Genomic DNA, 18,444 nt, shown 5'->3' on the forward strand with positions numbered 1-18,444 from the left:
TTTCTTCCTCCTTTTATCCGCCAATAGCGACGTAATCTCCTTGCCAATAACCGCCAGCCGACGCGTTGTAATTTGTGACGGCAATACGAATCGGTATATCAAAACGGAAAGCGGCCGGAACCGACGCATTGATTGTATCTGCATTACTCGACTTTCGGTATTGGACAGTCCGTGCGGCTCGGTCCAAAATTATAGCCGAAACCCCCATCACGTTACCGGTTGAGATCAGCCCAACTACACTTTCTTGCGCGTCGATCAAATATAAAAACATCTCGCCACCAGATGAATTGAAATTCAAAGAAATTTGAATGCCAGGGCTTCTCATCGCTGTCAAAGACAAGTAGCGATTAACGGGCGGCAGCGTTCCGATTACGAACGATTGTCCCGTTCCTATCGCACCTCCGTTTTGACTCCCACCTGTAGATCGATAAACAAGTGGGATGCTGTTAACCCCTGCCGCCAACTCTGCATGCGTAGGAACGCTTCCGGCCTGGGAAACAATTCCCCCTTTGCCGATAACGGCCGTTTTAACTGCGGCCTTGCCGTTAACGACAGATTGAAAAAGCAGGGCCGAATCTTTGTCATTGTTGTATGCGTCGAAATCGCCTGCAACCAAGGATACTTGCGTAATAGCCCGGAACGCAGCAGGCTTGTTAAGGTATATTACGAGACGAAGCGTCACACTGGTTACGCCTACAGGAATTGTGAGGGTGCGAGATTCGCGGGTCACCATGGTCCCATTCGTTATCGAGCCTAAAATGCCTGTGCTTCCACTGACTTCCACGCCATAACTAACGGCTCCTGCCACCGAATTATTCCCTACAAACGTTGCTCCGACGGTATAGCGTGAACCTGGAATAACGAGAATCGGGTCAGAATCACATGTAATATACGTTGACGTCGTAGCTCCGTTGTAGGCAAAATAACTACCATAAGTTGGATCGGTTTTAGTTGATCCAAAACCGTTATTAGCCCAGCCCACGAAATCCATCATTCCAGAAGGATTCCATACCAGATTCGGAGGCCGAAGCCCTTGTTCCTCTCTGTGGAACTTGCTCCAAGTCGCAGCGCTTTCGCTTGTCCTGGTGTATACACGTCCTGTCGTCATTCCGTACCCTGTTTGAAGCGTCACTCCGGCAGAATCGTCAACCCACGGCCGCCGTGTTTCCAGGTAAACGTAATTTTCGAAATCCGCAAGGCCAAGCGTTCCGCCTTGCTTAAATTCTCTTGTCACGCCCTGCGCATACGTATTCGGTGCGGCATTCGTCATACGCGTGTCCGCCACGCTGTTCGACCACGTCGTAAGCAGCGCCCGATCCGCTTCCGTCAATGTCCGATTCCACTCCTGCCAAAACCCGTTCGCATCCCGCTTCGACCGCGTCCAGATCCGGGCCGTCTTCTCGCTCTGTACATTGCCCGTGTACATCTCGAAATACAGCTGAACACCGCCGCTGCCGGCGCGCATCGTCATGACGTAGCCGTTCGAGGTCGGCCAGCCGCCCGCGGCGCTGCTGACTTTGAAGAACGAGAAACCGTCCGGGTAGGACCGGTTCTGCGCGTCCGGCGCCGCATTGATCAAAGCCGAAGCCGCCAAATAATTATCGGCCAGGCGAACGGTATTCTGTTTCGTCTCCAGGCCGCGCCGAACCGCGTCGGCGGAAATGGCCGTCGCTTGATCCGTGCTGGCATAATCCTGCGTCAAAGCAATCGCGACCTGGCCGATCGCTTCCGTCAGCTGTCGCTCCGAGACCGCGCCCTTGTCGACCGCCTGAATCAGGTCGAGAAAAAACTGCCGATTCACATTCTCGTTTCCAAGCGGAATCGGCAGGTTCAAATTCGTTGTTTGTTCCGGCATTATTTCCAGACCTCCAGTTCATCCCAATTTTTTTGAAGCGTGTCGAATCGATCCCAAGTGATGTTTTTCGCATCGAGTTCGTCCCACCGCAGATACGTAAACGCATACTCCACCGCCAGATGCGCCGGCTTGATCGCTTCGATCGCGGCTTTCAGGTCGTCCAGGTTCGGAGGCAGTCCGCGCGTTCCGACGAAAGTGATCGTAAACGACCACTGTTCGGGCTTGAAGCGGACCGAGACTTCGCCCTGGTCGTAAGCTGCCGCCACGTTCCGCACCATGCTCCCGGAGAACACGCCGCCGCCCCGCAGCTTCGACTCCACAACCGAACGGCGCTGATCGAGCGGCTTGGCCGGGTCGACCGCGATATCCAGCTCCCGTTCCCAAATATCCAGTCCCCAGGTCGCCGTCCGCACGAAAAATTGATCCAGCGTCTCGTTCAGCGCGGCGTAGAGCAGATCCATCTCGCGCCCTTTTGTCTCGGCGTCCGCCCGCATGATGCGCGAAGTCTCGTAATAATGAGGCAAATAAGAAAAAAGCTCACGCCCTTTCGAGGAAAGGGGAAGCTCTTGATCCCGAGCGGCGGCCTGCGCAGCCAAGCTGCCCGAAGCTTCGTTTACGGCATTATCCATGCACCGTCACCGTCCCCGGAACCGCCACCTGATGCTCTTTGATCTCGATATTGCGCTCGCTCGTACCGTTTACCGTCAGCTGCGCGTAATCGATCAGCGGCGGAATATCGAGCAGGATCGCCGCAATGCGGGTGTACCGGACAAGCGGATCGCGAAAAGCAAGCTGTTTGAGGTAAGACGCGACGCCGGCCTGAATCTGCGCTTTGACGTCCGCCGCGGACGCTCCGCTTGCGAGCGTCGGCGTCACTTCGATATGAATCGGCACTTCCTCCGCCGGCATAACCGTGACGACCGGCCCGGCCGGAGCCATCCCTTCGCCCTGCCCGTCCTGCGTCGGATCGATATAATCCTGCACTTTCGATACGATCGAGGCGCCGGCGGCCCGCTTGTCGTTGTCGAGCAAATAGACGGCCACCGTGCCGGGCCCTTTCCACAGCGGAAGAACCCGGCTTGCGCCCACGCCCGGAATCTCGCCGGCCCACTGCATGTACTGCGATTTGTTGCCGCTGGTCCCCTGATTGCGAACTTTGGCGTAAAAGCGTTCCAGCAGCGAAACATCCGATTCGATATGGCTTCCTCCGGTCGCAGCCGCCGCGTTCGTAACTCCCGTCACGCCGGCAACCGAATCGGACAGCAGCGTAATCGCGCCCGGCGGGATATTGCCCGCTTTGCCCGCAAGTAGGGCACGGATCGGCGCGGAGCCTTTGCCGCTTTCGCTCAGCGTGACCGCAGCCAACGTTTCGTATTCTTTGGCAGCTTCGCCGGAACCGTCGTCCGAGAGCGACGAGACCATCGTGCCGGCCGGCACGAGTCGGCCCGGTTCGCCCGTAAACGTGGCCGTCCCTTCCGCAAAAGTCGCGCCGCGACGCGTCACTCCGTGCTCCGCCGCGCGCAGGTCCAGTTCGTCCGAGCGAAAATTGTCGTCCGTGCTGGCCGCCGTGCTGACGAACCCGCGCCGCAGCAGCTCCTGGGCCCACGAAGCCGCTTCCGACAGCATAAAAGCCGCCGGGGCCTGCGTATCCCACAGAAAAGACCCTTCCGATTTATCCAGATCCGCAGGCAGCCGATCCAGCATGCGCCGCCGGATCGCTTCTTCTGTCTGTCCTTGCAAATAATAAGGGAAATCAGCCAATGCCCATCACCTCGCTTTCCAAAATTCCGACGTCTTCCTGTACGCTGGTGACGTAACAGGTCAGCGTGCAGCGGTCCCCGTCCCAGGCAAAAGAAAACCGGTCCACCGAGCCGGTGCGACGATCCGCCAGCAGCGCTTCCGTCACCATACGTTCGATTTCGCTCTCCACGATGGCGTGCGCATACCCGCTGCCGATCAGGTCTTCCAGCTCGCTTCCATAATCGCTCGAATAGATGACGTGGCGGTAACGCGGAGTCCGGATCGCTTTTTCGCACCACTGCACCCAGGCTTCGCGCGCGTCGGCCGACGCGATCCGGCCGCCGGGCGTCACGACGAATTCGCCTGCGCCGTAATCGAATTTCCAGCCCCGGCCGAACGCGATCGCAGCCGTTTCCGCTTCGGCCGCCGCCGTTTCGTCTCCCCAGAAGAAGCCGTCATGTTCCGGAAAAAGATTAGCCATCCGCGCCCACCACCTTGCAGAGCACGACGATGTCGCTGCCGCCGTTGATCCGGATCGCCAGCACGCGGTCGCCGGGCAGCAGCCCGACCGGCAGTTCCGCCGTCATGTAATCGCGGATCTCATGCTTGAAATCGTCCAGTTTGAGACCCGAAGAAGTGACCGTGCCCAGCACGCCGCCGAGTCCGCTCGCCATCTGCCGGGTATGTCCTTTCATTGCGGAACTCATCATATCGGCGAATTGTCCATACGGATCTTTAGTCAAGATAATACCTCCTTTTTACGGCCGCTTCGGTCGCCAGCTCCAGCGTCATCGTGCCCGGATTCCCGAGATCGTGACTGGCCGACGTGACCAACAGCTTCATGCCGCTCAACGTGACCGCGTCTCCGGCCCGAATCGTGTTCACGTCGGGCGCGGTCACCGTAAACGTCTCCTGAATGCCGGTGAGATAACTGGCCGCAAGCTTTTTGGCCGCTTTTGCCGTTTTGACCTGATCGTCCGAGACGACTTTTTGCAGCGTTCCCAGTTTGTCCGTGCCTTTTTCGTCGACGGTCAGAATTTTGGACTTCACTTCTTTTCCGTTGGAAGAGTCCGCGGCGGCCAGCACTTTGACTTTGGTCACCGCGCCTTCCAGCGTACGCATCTGGGCCACGTCGATCAGGCGATCCAGCTCATGCACCTGCGCGTTGCTGCCAAGCTTGAACAGCTCCAGCCCGCGGCCCGTCATTCGGGGATGGTACATCGCGCCGCCGGATTTGGCCGTTTCTTTGAGATCCGCGAACAGCATCGAAAAGATCGTCTGCGCCCGGTATACCGCTTTGCCCAACTTGATTTCGGTGTCCATCTCGTCAGCCAGCTTGATCTTCCAGTCTTTGGCGTATTTGCTCAAGCGCTGCGTCGCCGTCTGGTCTTTGGGAAACAGATATTCGTCTTCGGATTTCTCCAGATAGATCATCCGGTCGTACACGGTGAGCGAAATGCGTTTGGTGCCGCTGTTGGTGCTTTCCGCGTCCCAGATGACGCCGGGATTCAGCAGCGGCACACTCTCCTCTTTGCCATAAGGCACGCCGCTGACGCGGATAGCCGTTCCGGGCGTCAAGTCCGGCAGCTGCCGCGTGTTCGAGACTGCCAGACGAATATTGGCCTGGTAAGCGATTTGATCGAGCGCGTCGCGCATGCTGATGCTTTCGACCATCGGCGTCAGATCGGCGCTGCTGCCCACAATGACGTGATAGCTCACGACGGCATCACCAACCTCTGGCCCGGCTTGATCACATTCGGATTGCTGCCGATCACGCTTTTGTTGGCCGCGTAGATCAGCTGCCATTTTTCGCCGGAACCGAGCTCCAGCTTGGCAATTTTGTGCAGCGAATCGCCGCTTTTGACGGTATAGGTTTTGCTGGCGGTTCGGAGATCGCTTCGGATCGCTTTTATCGCCGTGCCGCCTTCGCCCTGAAGCTTGGCATCCCGCCACGTGCGGAATGTCAGCTCGAAATAAATATCGCCCGGCTCGCCGCCCCGGAACGAACTGTTATACGAGATCAGGTACACAGGCACGTTGATGCCGGTATGCGAGATGACCAGGCGGACCGGTTCGGCCGAGACGAGAAACCGGTTCAGCACGTTCACTGCGGCCATCGGGTCGGGGATTTTGCTGAATCGGCAGTAGGAAGGATCGTATTTTTTCGGAAAAAAAGACGAAAACGTGATCTCCTTGATCTTGTCTCCCTGCGCAAAATCGAATTCCCCATGTTGAAGCATATTGACCGTTTCGTAACCTTTGGAGCGCGAGAAATGGATCTCTTCGGGATTGACGGGAAAACGAAAATTTTTTTTGTATCCGTAAAACAAATAAATATCCACGGCTTTCCTCCTTTCCGGGCCTGCTTGAATCGTTACGTCGCCATCGCCGTCGAAGGTCCGCCCGAACCGCCGCCCGTCGGTTTGTAGTTATTGAACGCCTGCCGCACTTTCGCGACGATCGCGGCGCCGATCTTGCCTTCGATCTCCGCGTAGTCGATCTCTTCGTGAATATCCAACTGCACGGTGCCCGGCGAGATATTGATCGAGACCTGGTTGGTCACTTCGGTCTTCGCTTCCTGGATCATGCCGGAGAGGGCGCCCATCTGCGTCTGGCTCATCTCGACGCTGATCTGACCGCCGCTTCCGGCGGCGTTGGCGCCGGCGATGCCCGCAGGCGGCGTGGCCGGTTGCGGCGGTACGGCCGGAGGCAGAACCTTAGGCGCAGCCTGACTGATGAGCCGCTGGTTCATCATCGCGATCGGATCCATCGGATCGGCAAAACGCGAAGGCGCAGGATCGCGCATGGGACCGTACATCGCCGGAGACGGAATGCCGGCCGCCTGGGCAAGCGTGGGAGAAAGCGGCGCGGACGGTTTCGTCGCGGGCTTTTCTTCTTCTTTTTTGCCGGAGAAGAAATTCATTACATTTTCTCCCATCGACTTAAATTTATTTCCGATATCATCAACGACTTTTACAGTCGTTTCTCCTATTTGCTTGAGATTTTCTTCTCCAATGACCGAACTCACAACATTTTTTGCCTCACCCAGCTTATTGTTTATCCAATCTTGATTGTTGTAGATTAAGGAACCCACCTTGTCTCCTGCCCATTCTCCAGCTAGTCCGCCCAATGCAGCCCCTCCCATACTCCCCACAACAGGAATTGGAATAAACGAACCTGCGAATCCTCCAATGGCACTGCCTATTGAGCCGCCCACTGCAGAACCCACAGCTTTTGATCGTTCTTCTCCTTCTGTTGCCTGGGCAATATTTGCAATATCAAAAGCGTAACTAAGAGGTCCCAAAGCTCGTTTTGCTCCACCTTTAAGAACTCCTCCAAGTAGGGATTCGCCAATATCGCCTCCGCCTTTAGTAAAGAAGTCCACTGCATCCCCAACAAGTCCGCTAACTCCATCGATTCCGTCGACCAGTACACCTGCACCTTTTTCAGCCAAGCCAAAGTAACCAGCGCTAAGTTTCCACCGTTTATCTCTCATCTTGTTTCTTCTGTCTTGGTCTCGTTCGGCTTGAGTCGCTCCTTCTCCAACAATTGTAGTATCGCGAAGATCTTTAAGAGCCTTATAATCGCCTCGAAGCTCACTCCCACCTTTACCCGCTGCTGCCAAACTCTTCGTATGGTCAACCGCATCTCTCAATTTTTCCCACCACTTTTTAGGTTTTTCTTCCTCTCCGCCCCCTGCACCAACCTGCAAATTCCCAAGCTTGCTCGTCAACTGCACGAGCGCATCGGTGTTGATCGTCAGCGCCGTGACCAGCGGCTGAAAATCGATCGGCGGAAAGCTCGGGGCGGGATTGATAATGGAAAGCTTCAGACTTTGCTGCTGCTGCACGATCGACGGCTTTTGCGCCGCAGGATCGGGTTTGGGCGCGATAGGCTTGTCCTTGATTATTTTCGAAGCCCCTGTAGCGATCGGCGGCAGCGGCTCGACCCGCTGAGGCACTTTCGGCGCGGCCGGAGCCGCTTGGGCAATCCGGGGCAGCGCTTCGACCTTCTGCCGCACTTTCGGCATGGCCGGAACCGCGGGCATCTGTATATCCGCCGACACCTGAATGCGCTTCGAGCGAATCTGCCCAAGTTTTTCCAGCAGCCGGTCGATGTCTCTGGAAGCTTTGTCGTCAAGCGTTACCTTGGGCATCAGCTTCAACCTCGACAGCTTGAGCGCGGTTCGGTAGATCTGGTCGAAATAGCGGGCCGTAAATTTGAGTTCGTTATTCAACTTGACGATGTTCTGGTACCGGGTCCGGCCGAGCCGGTCGGAAGCCCGTTGGATCTGGTCGAAGTAGCGCGCCGTCGCTTTGAGTTCGCCGGCATTCATCGCAAACCCGTTCGGATCTGCCATAGGTTCACCTCCTCTTATCTGTAGGCAGCTCTACGCGCGGCTGCTCAGCGCTTCCAGCTCTTCTTCCGAAAAAGCCAGCAGCAGCAGGCGTTCTCCGCGCGGCAGCTTCCAAAATTCTCCGGGACGGAGATGATGGCGCACCCACATGTGGTACATCATCGTCGTCACCCCGCCGGAGCGGATCAGTTTTTTACGTCAGCGAGCTCCACGCCGAAGCCGGACAGCTCCAGGACCTTGTCGCCGACCGCGTCGAGTTCGCCCGCCAGCAGCATCCGGCGCACGGCCTGCTCCCCGCCGGACAACTTCAAGCGGCTGGTGATCCGCGGGTCGCCCCATCCGTTCAGCTCCAGCCTTTTGACTTCGAGCTTGGCCGTCGCTTCCGAGATCAACAGCGCGTTGAACGTCTCGCTGTCGACTTTTTCCTCCGTGCGGCCTTTGACCGTTTTGCGGACCATGCAGCGCTCGCGAATACCGTCCACTTTGCTCGACGTCAGGCCGCGCAGCGTCATGCGCAGATCGAGCCGGCGAATCGCCACCGTTTCTTCGGGCAGTTTGTCGGCGGCTTCGAACAGCACGTCCAGGATTTGTTCTTCGGACAGGTTTTCGTTGATGCTCATTGCTAATTCCTCCTTGAATGATTGAATGGTTAAACGGTTAAAAGAAGGTCAAAAAACGGCCGCGGCCCGATTTCGGTGCCGCGGCTGTGTTCGATACAGAAAAACGGGGGTGAGAATCAGTTCGCGCGAATCGGATCGAGCAGCTCGTAGCCTTCGAACGTGAACGTCGTTTCTTCCGCGACTTCCTCGCCGGCATTCCAGTTCGCAAGCTGGATCTTGTCGGGCATGCAGCGGATCAGGCGCACGCGTTCATGGCCGTACGATTCCGGATCGTCGAGCTTGGAGATGATATCGAACTTGCGGAAACCGCGGCGGATCATGTCCGACGTCACTTTGTAGCCGCTCATCGTACCGGTGCCTTTTTTGGCTCCGTTTTTGTGGACTTTCCAATCGGTGCCGGTCAGATTGAGTTCGCGCTTTTCGATCTCCACGCTGGCTTCCAGCTTATTGATATGGGACTGCCACACCCCGTCGATGTGCAGTTGGCCGTACGTACCGAGAATGACTTTCGAAGCATCCAACATAGATTGTTCCTCCTTGGGATCTTGAATCGTTTAGTTTGATCGATCGGTTGTTTGGCGGACGATAGAAAAATCTTTATTGCACGTAAAACGTACCGAACAGCTGCTCCATCACGTCGGACAGTTTCACGTTCCACTGCAGGAAGACCTGGTCGGCTTCCGGCTTGATCAGCGGCGCATCGCCGTAGTAAGCCGGGTCCTGCACGACGTCGAAGCCGTCCGCTTCGATCACGCCGCTTTGGGCGAGCAGCGCCAAATATTCTTTCATCGCGCCGATCAGCGCCAGGCGGCCTTCTTCGGTGTTGTTCACTTTGCCGATGTACGAATCTTCGGCCGTACGCTGAAGATCGCTGCGGATCGCGTCCATAACGCGAACGGAACGGATTTTTTTCCAGGCGTTGTTCTGGCCCGCATCCGGCGCGACCAGCGTGTTGATGCCGCGCAGCGTTTTGACCTGGCGGCCGTCATGGAACAGCAGGAACACGCCGTTCTTGACCGCCGTTTCCTGTTCGGAACGGCTCCAGCGGCGGGTCACGTCATCGAACGGCGCCGCATGGTACGTCGTCGATTCGTTCAGGCGTTGGCCCGCGATCAGGCCGGCCACGTAAGCGCTCGTCTGCGCCGAGCTGTACGCCGCGCTGCCGAGCTTGACGCCCGTGCCAACATTGACGATGCCTTCGTGGTTCAAGGCCGCCGAACGGGCAGACGCGATCTCCGGCGCTTTGGCGGCCGTATCTTCCGCCTGCGTGCCGCCGATCACCAGCGTCACGCCGCGCCCTTCGCCGCGAAGACGTTTGATAAACGCGGCGAAGCTTTGAAGCAGGGCCGCGTCGGGAGCGAAATCGAGCGCCAGCACGTCGAAATCCGTCCCTTCGAGCGCCGACTGCGCCGCGACGTAATCGGCGTTGCTCAGCTCGCTGCTGCCGCTTGCACCACCGGCGAAGGCCGAACCGGATACGGCCGACAGCACCGCTTCCGGAGCCGCGGCTTCGGCTTTGATCCAGGCGTTGCCGGTGTCCGCGTTGACCGCCGCCGCAAACGTCGACGCTTTGCCGTCCGCCGCCACGAACGTGCGCAGCAGCTTGGCTCCTTCGTACAAGCGAAGTTCGAGCGTATTCCCGTCGGTTACGCGGGGCTGAACCGCTGCGCGGAATCCGTTGGCCCGGCTGCCGGTATGGACCGCCGTCAGGCGCAGCGCGTCATTCTCGCCGGACTTGAGCGTCAGGGAAGCCGCTGCCGCCGTATCGTCGGCGATACGGTAAGCGAGCAGCTTTTTCGGGCCGCCCAGCAGAGCCAGATAGAGCGAATCGCGGGCCGTCGAACCGTTCGTGCCGTTATTCGAATACATGCGGTCGATCGCCGCCTCGCTGCCGATCTCGACGAATTGGCGTTCCGGGCCCCAGTCGCTTTTGACCAGAACCGCGACCGTGCCGCGGCTGCCCGGCTGGACCGCCGAAGCGGCCGCCGCCTGAAAATTCATATACAATCCGGGAAGGACCGGTTTTTCCGTCATACTCCAAGTTCCGCCTGCCATATTACTTCACCTTCGCTTTCATAAATTGTTTGATCTTCCGCGCGGCCTGCCAGACGGTAAAACGTTCCGCCGGGTCCAGGCACAGCGCGCCGTGCAGCACTTCTTCACGCACGCCGAACAGTTCGTTCGCGTGCTCCGCCAGTTCGCCGGCCGTATATTCGGCCGGCTGCCGGCTGCCGCCACTTGCGGCTTCCGCCGGTGCCGGGCTCTTTGTCCCGGGTTGGGTCTCCTGCATGTCGATCCCGCCTTTATCCAAGTGTGTCCCGCCGCGCGGCCTTCAGTCTGCCTGCTTGAAGCCGACGTACCCGATCCGAACAGGCGGATCGGGCTCTCCCGGCCGAACGGGCGCCGCGGCGGCGCGCTCCAGCACGTCAAGCCGCAGTTGGCCTTTGACGAAGCCGTCCGCTTCCAGATCCGCGACCACGTCCGCGATCGTCGCTCCGCGTGTTCCCGGCGCGGACGCCTCAAGGCGCTGCGCGCCGCTGATGCGCAGCGTCAAGCGTTCGAGCGCTGCGCGTTCTTCCGCCGGCCCGCGGCCAAGCACATGCGCGGCATATGTTCGCCGCACATCGAAAGCCGACGGCTTGGCCGTCACTTTGCGGCTGCCCGAGAGCCGCCACAACACGCACGGGCGCTTGACGGCGTTCGGCCAGCGATCGGCCGCCACGTGCCAGTCCGAGCCGAGCAGCTCGGACGACAGCTTGGCCAGCGCGGTCAGTTCCGCGCCCGCCGGGCCCGCATCGGCCGGCACACCGGCCGGCTGCCGGTAGACGGCGAAGCGCAGGCCCCGCGTCAGGCCGCCAAGCAGAGCGTCCGCCCGGTCCCCGTCGGCAGAGCCGACGTAGACACAGGCGAAACTTTGAGCTTCGCCTACGGCTCCGGCTTCCGGTTCGCTGTGCAGAACCGCTTCATGCAGCGCGGCTTCGATACGGCCGGCCAGTTCTTCGATCTTGTCGAAGCCACCCGACGCCGCGTCGGCATACGGCCAGACCTTGACGATCCGACGATAGCCGATCCAGTCGTTTTTGCGAATCTCTTCGCCGAACGTCACGACGGCGCCGAATCCGCCAAGGGCCGATCCGACGACGGGCAGATCATGCACGCGGCCGTTCAATCCGGCCACCTGTTCTTCCAGCCTTTTTTTGATCGCCTTCCGAATCGCAATCCCCTCCTCCCTTTGCGTATTTCCCTTTCTTTTCCTATCCAACCTTCGCCTTGTCGCTTATTGCGCTTACGGCTCTTACGATTCTTACAGCGCTTATCGCGCCTGCCGCACTGCCGCGTTCAAAGCTTCGGGAGTCTCGCAAGGACCGGCTCTCGCCGCGAGGCGCATGACAAAGACGGCTGCCTGACCCCGTGGGGCCGCATCCGTCCGTGCTGCGTGATTTGGCTTCTTCGAGCTTTCGGCGCCCGGCCTCTTGCTCAACTTCCCGATGATATAATCTTACCGCCTTTCGCGCCAAACGAAGGCGGCGAAGCGTCCGGTTTTCGTCCGATAAACGGAGACAAAAAGACGAGGCTTGGGCGGAAAAAAGGCGACTGACGCGGCAAACCCCGCAGCACGGCGGTTTGCGCTCTTTTTCCGGAGCGGCATAACCTTATATTCCCGCCCTGCCCCGCCGCGTTCCGAATTCGTTTCTTCATCTATATAGCGAATATATAATGGATACGGATCGGAGATCGAAGCCGGCCCGCAGCCTGTTCCGAGGCATCCGCGCCTTCGCTCTTGTGCGGGATCGAGATTTCTCTTATAATTGTTTATTGTCAATACGCTTGCCCTATGCTACTATATAGTGTATGTGATTATTGATTATTTTAAGAAGGAGTTGAAAATAAATGAAACAAGGAATCCACCCGGACTTCCAACCCGTCGTATTCATGGACACGAGCACAGGGCACCAGTTCCTGAGCGCCTCGACTCGTAAATCCAACGAAACCGTAGCTTGGGAAGACGGCAACACTTACCCGCTGATCAAAGTGGAAGTGAGCTCCGATTCGCACCCATTCTTCACTGGCAAACAGAAAATTCTGGATGCCGGCGGTCAAGTTGAACGCTTCAAAAAGAAATACAACATGTAAGCTCAAGTCCGCTAAGCGGACTTCTACGACCAGGCAGCGGATTTTTCCGACGCCTGTTTTTTTTGCAATTTTGCCGCTTTCCGGCAGCCGTCAAAANTGCCGGCTCTTCCGCCCCCGACAGTTCCGGCTGCGCCAGCTTGTACAATTCCAGGAAACTCTCTTTATCCGGCGCGTCTTTCTGCACTTTCCAGCCGTTCTCGCCTTTTTGCATCCGGATCGAGCCTTTCATCGGCAGCGGATCGCGTCCGCCGGAAAATACGAGGTTCAGCGTGTAATCGAACGTCACCTGCTCCTGCTCCAGGTCCACGCTTCTCGTCGTCATGTCGATCTGCTCGACGCTCAGTTCGGAATCGGTATGGATCGCGGCTTCGTAAGGCACGTTGGCTGCCTGATTCGTGAAATACACCGACAAAAACTCGCTTTCCGCATACGGCGACAGCTCGCCGTGCCGTCGTTCGATCCAGTCGATCATGCTCGGTTCGCCCTGCCGGAATTCTTGTTTGAACACATCCAGCTTATCCTGCGTGACGGTGAGATCTTCGCGCTTGAAGTCCGCCGCCGCTTCCCGCGCTTCGGCTTCGGCTGCCGCCTGCGCCTGCTGCTCCGCCGGCGTGCCGCCGAGAATGCCGCCCGCGTTCGGACCGCTCTGGCCCGATCCGGGATTGACCTGCGTCTGCGCGACGTTCGGCGCCTGCGCCTGATCCAGCCAGCCTGCCGAGTTCGCGCCCCAGAGGCCGCCAAGCAGCACTCCGGCCGCCAGCACCGCGCCTCCGACGAATTTGCCTCTGCGTTTTACCGTTGTCTGTGTATGTTCCATGTTTGTCTCCTCCTTGATCCTGCTCATTTGCGCGAGCGTGGGTTCTGTCGGGATCGGACCCGGCTCGCGTTCCAGCGCCGAATACCAATTCGGCCGTTCGCCCCGATGTTCTTCGCGGGCTCGTCTCGGTTCCGGCTCGTTGAATCGGCTCATGCTCGTTCCTCCTCTTCCATCAGGCGATCCATCCGGCTTCGGGCGCGCGACAGCCTCGATTTGTACGTGCCTTCCGGAATGCCGAGCAGCTCCGCGCCTTCGCGCGCCGTCATGCCGTAATGCGCTTCGAGCAGCAGCGTCTCGCGCAGCTTGTCCGGCAGCCGGAACACGAGCTCCCACACCCGGCGTTCCCCGGCTTCGGCCAGATACGCTTTTTCCGCCGAAGCCGCCATCCGGTCCGGTTCGATCTCGGCGGACGGGACGACCCGGCGCATCCACGCCGAACGTTTGTGGTTGACGTACGTATTTCTCGCGATGCGCATCAGCCACGTTTTGAGCGAAGATTCCCGCCTGAAGCGATCCAGCGAACGCAGCGCCTTGACGAAAGTATCCTGCGTCAGATCGTCGGCGGTGACGCGGCTGCCGGACATGAAGAAGAGATACTTCCACACGTCGCCCCAATGCGTGCGCACGACGGTATCCGGATCGATCGCTTCCATCTCCCCGTCGGAACGTTCCTTCATTTTGTCCATCTTCTCACCTCTTCTATACCTTATAGACAAAGGCGAAGCCGAATCGTTCCCTTTTTGCGCAAAAAAGTTCAAAACCCTTTTTCCGCCGCGCGGCTGTTCTCACTCTTCCCGGCCTGCCCGTTTTCGCGCGCCTTCTCCTTTTTGGGCCGTCAAACCTTCGAGATCCAGCATGCCCATCGCGGACAGCGTCAGCGCCATTTTGTAAAAAGCGCCCGTGCGCACTTTGACGTACGTGTCTTTGCTGATCGGCGGATCGAACACGTGATTGTACACTTTGTAGTCGAACACGTCGTCCTGCTTCATGTAACGCTCGCGCAGCAGCAGACGTTCCCGGTCGTTCAGCCGCTCGACGATCCGTTCGATCCGTTCGCAGTAAGCGGCGCGGGCGGCGGGCATGTCGACGTTGTACAAAGCGACGGACGCAGTGGAATCGCTGACCGTGCCCGTGAAGCCGGAAGGCACTTCATTATAGGAAGAAGTGAGGCGCGCTTCCCTTTCCTCGAACGTGATCGTTTTGTAAATGCGGTATTTTTCCATGACCCCTTCGACGGCGGCCTGCGTTTTGCGGCGGTCGAGCTTGGGCAGCTCCAATGCGTCATCCATTGTTTTGGTCTCCTTTTGTTGTCTTTTGGCAATAATTAAGGCAGACAACTCTCTTTTTTTAAGCTGGCGTTCGTATTTTGTTCGTATCTCTGTTTTAACCTTACCACATCTTTTCCAAACTCGTAAAGAAACATTTTGGCGTTTTTTTCCACCTGTAGGAGACAATCCTTTGCGGGGCGCGGTTTCCGCCTTTTGGCAATATTTTGTCCGTGCATTTACCCGGCAGCCGATATTGGGTATATTAAAATAGAGAAGGAGCGCCGCAGGGCGATCGGCCAAATTGACGAAGCGAGGAAGGGTGCGCATATGGAAAAGCGGTTCGGCAGTTATTTGAGACAGGTTCGCGAACGCAAAGGCTGGAGCATCAACCGCCTGGCCGGAGCTGCAGGCGTCAGCACGTCGCAGATTTCCCGGATCGAGCATGGCCTGCGCGGAGTGCCCAAGCCGCAGACGATTACCAAGATTGCCCAGGCCCTCGGCGTTCCGTACGAAGAGATGATGAACGAAGCCGGCTATCTGCACGACCCGAACGAGAGCCCGGCTCCGGATTGGGCGACTACGCGCGACAAGCGGGACTTCAAGAAGATGCTCGAAGAAGACGGCGAGCTGATGTTCGACGGCATTCCGCTGGACAAGGAAGACAAGCAGCGCATCAAGGACGTGCTGACCGGCCTGTTCTGGGAAGCGAAGCAGATGAACAAACGCAAACCGTAAAGTTTCGACCGCGCTGCACCCCATATTCCGCCAAAGGAGGACACGGACGGTGGAACCGATGCAAAAACTCGTGACCCGCCTCATAGGCAAGACCCGCACGACCGATCCGTTCGCCATGGCGGAAGCGCTCGGCATTCATATTCGCTACATGGACCTCGGCAAATCGACCAAAGGCTTGTATTACCGCAAGCTGCGCAGGCGCTTTATCGTCATCAACGAGCAGCTGCCGGAGGAATGGCGGAATTTCGTCTGCGCGCACGAGCTGGGCCACGACCGGCTGCACAAAGGGATCAACCGCTTTTTTATCGAGGAACATTCGTTTTTCAGCGCGGGCAAGCTGGAGCGGCAGGCCAACCGGTTCGCCATGCTGCTGCTGACGAGCGGAACGGAACCGATTCCCGGGGAATCGTTCGAGACTTTTTTGCTGCGCAGCGGCATTCCCGCGGATTGCGTTTATTTTTTTGCCCGTTGACCGAACATACGTTCCAGTGTCGAATTTTGGTATACACTAGGTCAAATTGACCATTTCCAATTTTTTATAAAAGAAGTGTAACCTTATAGGGCTTTTTGTTCGATAATAGACAAGACGGCCGTGACCGCAAGGTCCGCCACCCGATTTACAAACTTGCTTATCGAAGGAGAAGATCATGATCCGACAAAAAAGAGTAATGCGTACCCTGGCCCTTCTGCTGATGATTGCCGCGATCGCTTTCCCGGCCAACGCTTTTGCCGCCACAGGAGACGTTAGCTCGATTGCGTTCGACGACGCCACCAAAAAAGAACTGGTTATCGGCCAATCGGCGAAGCAGCTCAAAGTCTACGCCACGGTCGAAGGCTCCACTTTCAAAAAAGACATAACGGCCACCGCTGCCTGGACTTCCTCGAACCCCAACGTCGCACTGGTCACCAAAGGCCTCGTTTCGGCAGCAGGAAGCGGAAGTGCGATCATCACCGCCACTTACGAAGGCGCGGTCGCGACGGTTGAAGTCTCGGCCTCCCATCCGTACACCAAGCTTGCTCTCAAGCCGGTCAAAAGCGGTACATACAAGCTGGGCGATCCCGCATCCGATCTCAAAATCGCGGCCAAGCTTACAGGCGGCGAAGACAAAGACAAAGTGACCGACGTGACGTCGCTCGCGACCTGGACCAGCTCCAATCCGGCCGTGCTGACCGTCGAAGCCGGACAGCTGAAGCTCGTCGGCAAAGGCACGTCCGTCGTGACCGCCAAATACGCGGGACAGACGGGTACGTTCACGGCGACCGTCGATCTTCCGTATTCGTCGCTGGAGATCCGCGATCTTGGCAAAGCGGCTTCCGATCTCGAACTGCTCGTCGGCGACGAGCTGAAGCTCTCCGCCGTCGCGCCGGCTGCCGGAGGCAGCACCGAAAAAGACTTGACGGCCGACGCTGCGTGGACCACGTCCAACGAAGCCGTCGTATCCGTCGACAAAGGCGTGCTTACGGTCAAAACGGCCGGCAAAGCAACGGTTACCGCCCAATATCTCGGCGTGACCGGCTCGCTTGACGTCTACGTGCGTTCGCCGTACGAAGCGCTGGTGCTCGTGCCTTCGGAACCGACGCCTCTGTTCCTCGGCGAGACGCTCGACGTCAAAGCCGAAGTGCGCGATCGCGCCAACTCTTCGCTGGACGTGTCGGCGGATTCCAAATGGTCGTCGAGCAACCTGCTGACGGCAACGGTCGACAACGGCAAAGTGAGCGCCAAATCGATCGGCACCAGCACGATCAAAGCCGATTACGTCGGCATTTCCAAAGAAATCAAGCTTACGGTCTATCCGACGCTCAAATCGCTTGAAGCGCCCAAAGCCGACACCGAGCTGTACCGCGGCGAGACGGAAGCCCTGCCGAAGATCAGCGGGGTCAAGCTCGACGGGTCCAAGCTCGATCTGAGCGGCGACGTCAAATGGACGTCCGGCGACAACGCGATCGCCTCGATCGAGAACGGCAAGATCGTCGCCAAATCGTCGGGTACGGCGACGCTGTCTGCCGCTCTGCCGGCAGCCCCTTCCGTCGTCACGCCTGCCGGCGACGTATCGGTACGCAAAGAGACGGTCCAGTTCAAAGTGACCGTCAACGAGAAAGTACTGCTGCTGATGGGACCGGATGAAGCGTTCAATCTGATCGTCGGCGAGACGTCCCCGATGCCGACCGTGAATGCGGTATGGGAAGACGGTCAGGAGAAAGACGCTTCGGCGCTCGTCAAATGGACTGTCAGCGGCACGAACGCCGTCATCAAGACGACCGACAAAGGCCAGGAGATCAAAGCGCTGGTCAAAGGTTCCGTGTCGCTCAAAGGCACGTACCTGAATAAATCGATTACCGTTCCGGTGAAGATCGAACCGAAGATCACGAAGATCGTCGTCGATCCGACTTCGATCCAGCTCAATATCAAGTCCAGCAAATCGATCAAAGCGACCGCGTTCTACGCGGACGGCTCCAAAGTATCGCTCGGCAGCAAAGTCGGTTGGGTCTCGTCCAATCCGCTCGTGGCTTCGATCGCGACCACTTCGGTCAAAGGCCTTGCCGAAGGCAAAGCGACGCTGACCGGCTCGTATCAGGGCATGCCGCTGAGCGTGGAAGTCACCGTCGTGCCGAAGCTGACCAAGCTGACCGTTGCCGAGAAGACGCTGAAGCTCGCTCCCAAAGCGACCGCCAAAATCAGCGTGACCGCGCTTTATGACACCGGCGCTACGGCCGAAGTGTCCGGTCAGACGACATGGACCAGTTCGAAGCCTAACGTTGCGACCGTATCGGCTGCCGGACAGATCACGACGCTTGCCGAAGGCAAGACGATGATCCGCGGCAAGTTCGGCGGCAAGCTCGTTACCGTCTCCGTCACGGTCAAAAATTAAATCGTATCTTGCCCCGCCCGTTAAAAGGCACGCAAAAAGGCCCTCTCC

The 18,444-nt window shown here is 58.2% G+C and carries 20 protein-coding genes; 4 read left to right on the forward strand and 16 right to left on the reverse strand.

The genetic code is table 11. The features are described 5' to 3' along the window. Positions 1–13 precede the first annotated feature (13 nt). The 14 genes from FTE24_RS06550 to FTE24_RS06605 all read right to left on the reverse strand — a co-directional run bounded on the left by FTE24_RS06550 (position 14) and on the right by FTE24_RS06605 (position 11,750). A complete protein-coding gene (locus FTE24_RS06550) occupies positions 14–1,855 on the reverse strand; it encodes a hypothetical protein (RefSeq protein ID WP_150231728.1) in 1,842 nt (613 codons plus the stop codon). Next, the gene (locus FTE24_RS06555; RefSeq protein ID WP_415663181.1) at positions 1,855–2,349 is read right to left on the reverse strand and encodes a putative phage tail protein; all 495 of its coding nucleotides are present in this window, start codon (positions 2,347–2,349) and stop codon (positions 1,855–1,857) included. The genes FTE24_RS06550 and FTE24_RS06555 overlap by 1 nt, the downstream gene beginning before the upstream one ends. Before the next feature lie 127 nt (positions 2,350–2,476). After that, complete coding sequence (locus FTE24_RS06560; protein ID WP_150231732.1) at positions 2,477–3,616, reverse strand: baseplate J/gp47 family protein; 1,140 nt, start codon at positions 3,614–3,616, stop codon at positions 2,477–2,479. Next, entirely contained in the window at positions 3,609–4,076 is a 468-nt protein-coding gene (locus FTE24_RS06565) for a DUF2634 domain-containing protein (RefSeq protein ID WP_150231734.1), read from the reverse strand. Before FTE24_RS06565 ends, FTE24_RS06560 begins: the two co-directional genes overlap by 8 nt. Continuing rightward, positions 4,069–4,338, reverse strand: coding sequence for a hypothetical protein (locus FTE24_RS06570; RefSeq protein WP_415663172.1), 270 nt, complete (start codon positions 4,336–4,338; stop codon positions 4,069–4,071). Before FTE24_RS06570 ends, FTE24_RS06565 begins: the two co-directional genes overlap by 8 nt. Then, the gene (locus tag FTE24_RS06575) at positions 4,331–5,314 is read right to left on the reverse strand and encodes an XkdQ/YqbQ family protein (RefSeq protein WP_150231736.1); all 984 of its coding nucleotides are present in this window, start codon (positions 5,312–5,314) and stop codon (positions 4,331–4,333) included. Before FTE24_RS06575 ends, FTE24_RS06570 begins: the two co-directional genes overlap by 8 nt. Next, positions 5,311–5,937 carry a LysM peptidoglycan-binding domain-containing protein gene (locus FTE24_RS06580; RefSeq protein ID WP_337190026.1) on the reverse strand — a complete coding sequence of 209 codons (627 nt, stop codon included), beginning with the start codon at positions 5,935–5,937 and terminating at the stop codon, positions 5,311–5,313. The genes FTE24_RS06575 and FTE24_RS06580 overlap by 4 nt, the downstream gene beginning before the upstream one ends. Before the next feature lie 32 nt (positions 5,938–5,969). Next, positions 5,970–7,955, reverse strand: coding sequence for a hypothetical protein (locus FTE24_RS06585; protein WP_150231738.1), 1,986 nt, complete (start codon positions 7,953–7,955; stop codon positions 5,970–5,972). 30 nt (positions 7,956–7,985) lie between these two features. Continuing rightward, positions 7,986–8,114 (reverse strand): hypothetical protein, encoded by a 129-nt coding sequence (locus tag FTE24_RS23460; RefSeq protein WP_272915061.1) that lies wholly within the window; start codon positions 8,112–8,114, stop codon positions 7,986–7,988. 23 nt (positions 8,115–8,137) lie between these two features. Then, positions 8,138–8,572 (reverse strand): phage tail assembly chaperone, encoded by a 435-nt coding sequence (locus tag FTE24_RS06590; protein ID WP_150231741.1) that lies wholly within the window; start codon positions 8,570–8,572, stop codon positions 8,138–8,140. A gap of 116 nt (positions 8,573–8,688) precedes the next feature. After that, a complete protein-coding gene (locus FTE24_RS06595; protein ID WP_141448848.1) occupies positions 8,689–9,096 on the reverse strand; it encodes a phage tail tube protein in 408 nt (135 codons plus the stop codon). 73 nt (positions 9,097–9,169) lie between these two features. Then, positions 9,170–10,627: a phage tail sheath subtilisin-like domain-containing protein gene (locus tag FTE24_RS06600; protein WP_150231743.1), complete on the reverse strand. Its 1,458-nt coding sequence runs from the start codon at positions 10,625–10,627 to the stop codon at positions 9,170–9,172. A gap of 1 nt (position 10,628) precedes the next feature. Further along, the gene (locus tag FTE24_RS22975) at positions 10,629–10,862 is read right to left on the reverse strand and encodes a hypothetical protein (RefSeq protein ID WP_150231745.1); all 234 of its coding nucleotides are present in this window, start codon (positions 10,860–10,862) and stop codon (positions 10,629–10,631) included. Positions 10,863–10,904: 42 nt separating this feature from the next. Beyond that, the gene (locus tag FTE24_RS06605; RefSeq protein ID WP_150231747.1) at positions 10,905–11,750 is read right to left on the reverse strand and encodes a hypothetical protein; all 846 of its coding nucleotides are present in this window, start codon (positions 11,748–11,750) and stop codon (positions 10,905–10,907) included. A 713-nt stretch (positions 11,751–12,463) separates the two neighbouring features. On the opposite strand from FTE24_RS06605, the gene FTE24_RS06610 reads away from it, so the two are divergent. Further along, the gene (locus tag FTE24_RS06610; RefSeq protein WP_141448844.1) at positions 12,464–12,706 is read left to right on the forward strand and encodes a type B 50S ribosomal protein L31; all 243 of its coding nucleotides are present in this window, start codon (positions 12,464–12,466) and stop codon (positions 12,704–12,706) included. A gap of 966 nt (positions 12,707–13,672) precedes the next feature. Here FTE24_RS06610 and FTE24_RS06620 read toward each other — a convergent pair. After that, on the reverse strand, positions 13,673–14,209 hold the full coding sequence (locus FTE24_RS06620; RefSeq protein WP_141448842.1) for an RNA polymerase sigma factor: 537 nt from the start codon (positions 14,207–14,209) through the stop codon (positions 13,673–13,675). 99 nt (positions 14,210–14,308) lie between these two features. Further along, entirely contained in the window at positions 14,309–14,812 is a 504-nt protein-coding gene (locus tag FTE24_RS06625; protein WP_150231752.1) for an ArpU family phage packaging/lysis transcriptional regulator, read from the reverse strand. Positions 14,813–15,118: 306 nt separating this feature from the next. On the opposite strand from FTE24_RS06625, the gene FTE24_RS06630 reads away from it, so the two are divergent. The 3 genes from FTE24_RS06630 (at position 15,119) to FTE24_RS06640 (ending at position 18,396) form a co-directional block, all read left to right on the forward strand. Then, positions 15,119–15,526: a helix-turn-helix domain-containing protein gene (locus FTE24_RS06630; RefSeq protein ID WP_150231754.1), complete on the forward strand. Its 408-nt coding sequence runs from the start codon at positions 15,119–15,121 to the stop codon at positions 15,524–15,526. Between the two features lie 58 nt (positions 15,527–15,584). Further along, positions 15,585–15,998 (forward strand): ImmA/IrrE family metallo-endopeptidase, encoded by a 414-nt coding sequence (locus FTE24_RS06635; RefSeq protein WP_150232602.1) that lies wholly within the window; start codon positions 15,585–15,587, stop codon positions 15,996–15,998. Between the two features lie 175 nt (positions 15,999–16,173). Beyond that, entirely contained in the window at positions 16,174–18,396 is a 2,223-nt protein-coding gene (locus FTE24_RS06640) for an Ig-like domain-containing protein (protein ID WP_150231756.1), read from the forward strand. Positions 18,397–18,444: the final 48 nt, after the last annotated feature.

The organism is Saccharibacillus sp. WB 17, assembly GCF_008634075.2.
GTDB classification, from domain to species: domain Bacteria; phylum Bacillota; class Bacilli; order Paenibacillales; family Paenibacillaceae; genus Saccharibacillus; species Saccharibacillus brassicae.

Excerpts from the sequence above, each read along its gene's own strand:
- FTE24_RS23460 (WP_272915061.1), bottom strand. The coding sequence starts at position 8,114 with ATGATGTACCACATGTGGGTGCGCCATCATCTCCGTCCCGGAGAATTT.
- FTE24_RS22975 (WP_150231745.1), bottom strand. The coding sequence starts at position 10,862 with ATGCAGGAGACCCAACCCGGGACAAAGAGCCCGGCACCGGCGGAAGCC.
- FTE24_RS06640 (WP_150231756.1), top strand. The coding sequence starts at position 16,174 with ATGATCCGACAAAAAAGAGTAATGCGTACCCTGGCCCTTCTGCTGATG.
- FTE24_RS06625 (WP_150231752.1), bottom strand. The coding sequence starts at position 14,812 with ATGGATGACGCATTGGAGCTGCCCAAGCTCGACCGCCGCAAAACGCAG.
- FTE24_RS06600 (WP_150231743.1), bottom strand. The coding sequence starts at position 10,627 with ATGGCAGGCGGAACTTGGAGTATGACGGAAAAACCGGTCCTTCCCGGA.
- FTE24_RS06590 (WP_150231741.1), bottom strand. The coding sequence starts at position 8,572 with ATGAGCATCAACGAAAACCTGTCCGAAGAACAAATCCTGGACGTGCTG.
- FTE24_RS06565 (WP_150231734.1), bottom strand. The coding sequence starts at position 4,076 with ATGGCTAATCTTTTTCCGGAACATGACGGCTTCTTCTGGGGAGACGAA.
- FTE24_RS06585 (WP_150231738.1), bottom strand. The coding sequence starts at position 7,955 with ATGGCAGATCCGAACGGGTTTGCGATGAATGCCGGCGAACTCAAAGCG.
- FTE24_RS06610 (WP_141448844.1), top strand. The coding sequence starts at position 12,464 with ATGAAACAAGGAATCCACCCGGACTTCCAACCCGTCGTATTCATGGAC.
- FTE24_RS06630 (WP_150231754.1), top strand. The coding sequence starts at position 15,119 with ATGGAAAAGCGGTTCGGCAGTTATTTGAGACAGGTTCGCGAACGCAAA.
- FTE24_RS06595 (WP_141448848.1), bottom strand. The coding sequence starts at position 9,096 with ATGTTGGATGCTTCGAAAGTCATTCTCGGTACGTACGGCCAACTGCAC.
- FTE24_RS06550 (WP_150231728.1), bottom strand. The coding sequence starts at position 1,855 with ATGCCGGAACAAACAACGAATTTGAACCTGCCGATTCCGCTTGGAAAC.
- FTE24_RS06555 (WP_415663181.1), bottom strand. The coding sequence starts at position 2,349 with ATGCGGGCGGACGCCGAGACAAAAGGGCGCGAGATGGATCTGCTCTAC.
- FTE24_RS06635 (WP_150232602.1), top strand. The coding sequence starts at position 15,585 with ATGCAAAAACTCGTGACCCGCCTCATAGGCAAGACCCGCACGACCGAT.
- FTE24_RS06620 (WP_141448842.1), bottom strand. The coding sequence starts at position 14,209 with ATGGACAAAATGAAGGAACGTTCCGACGGGGAGATGGAAGCGATCGAT.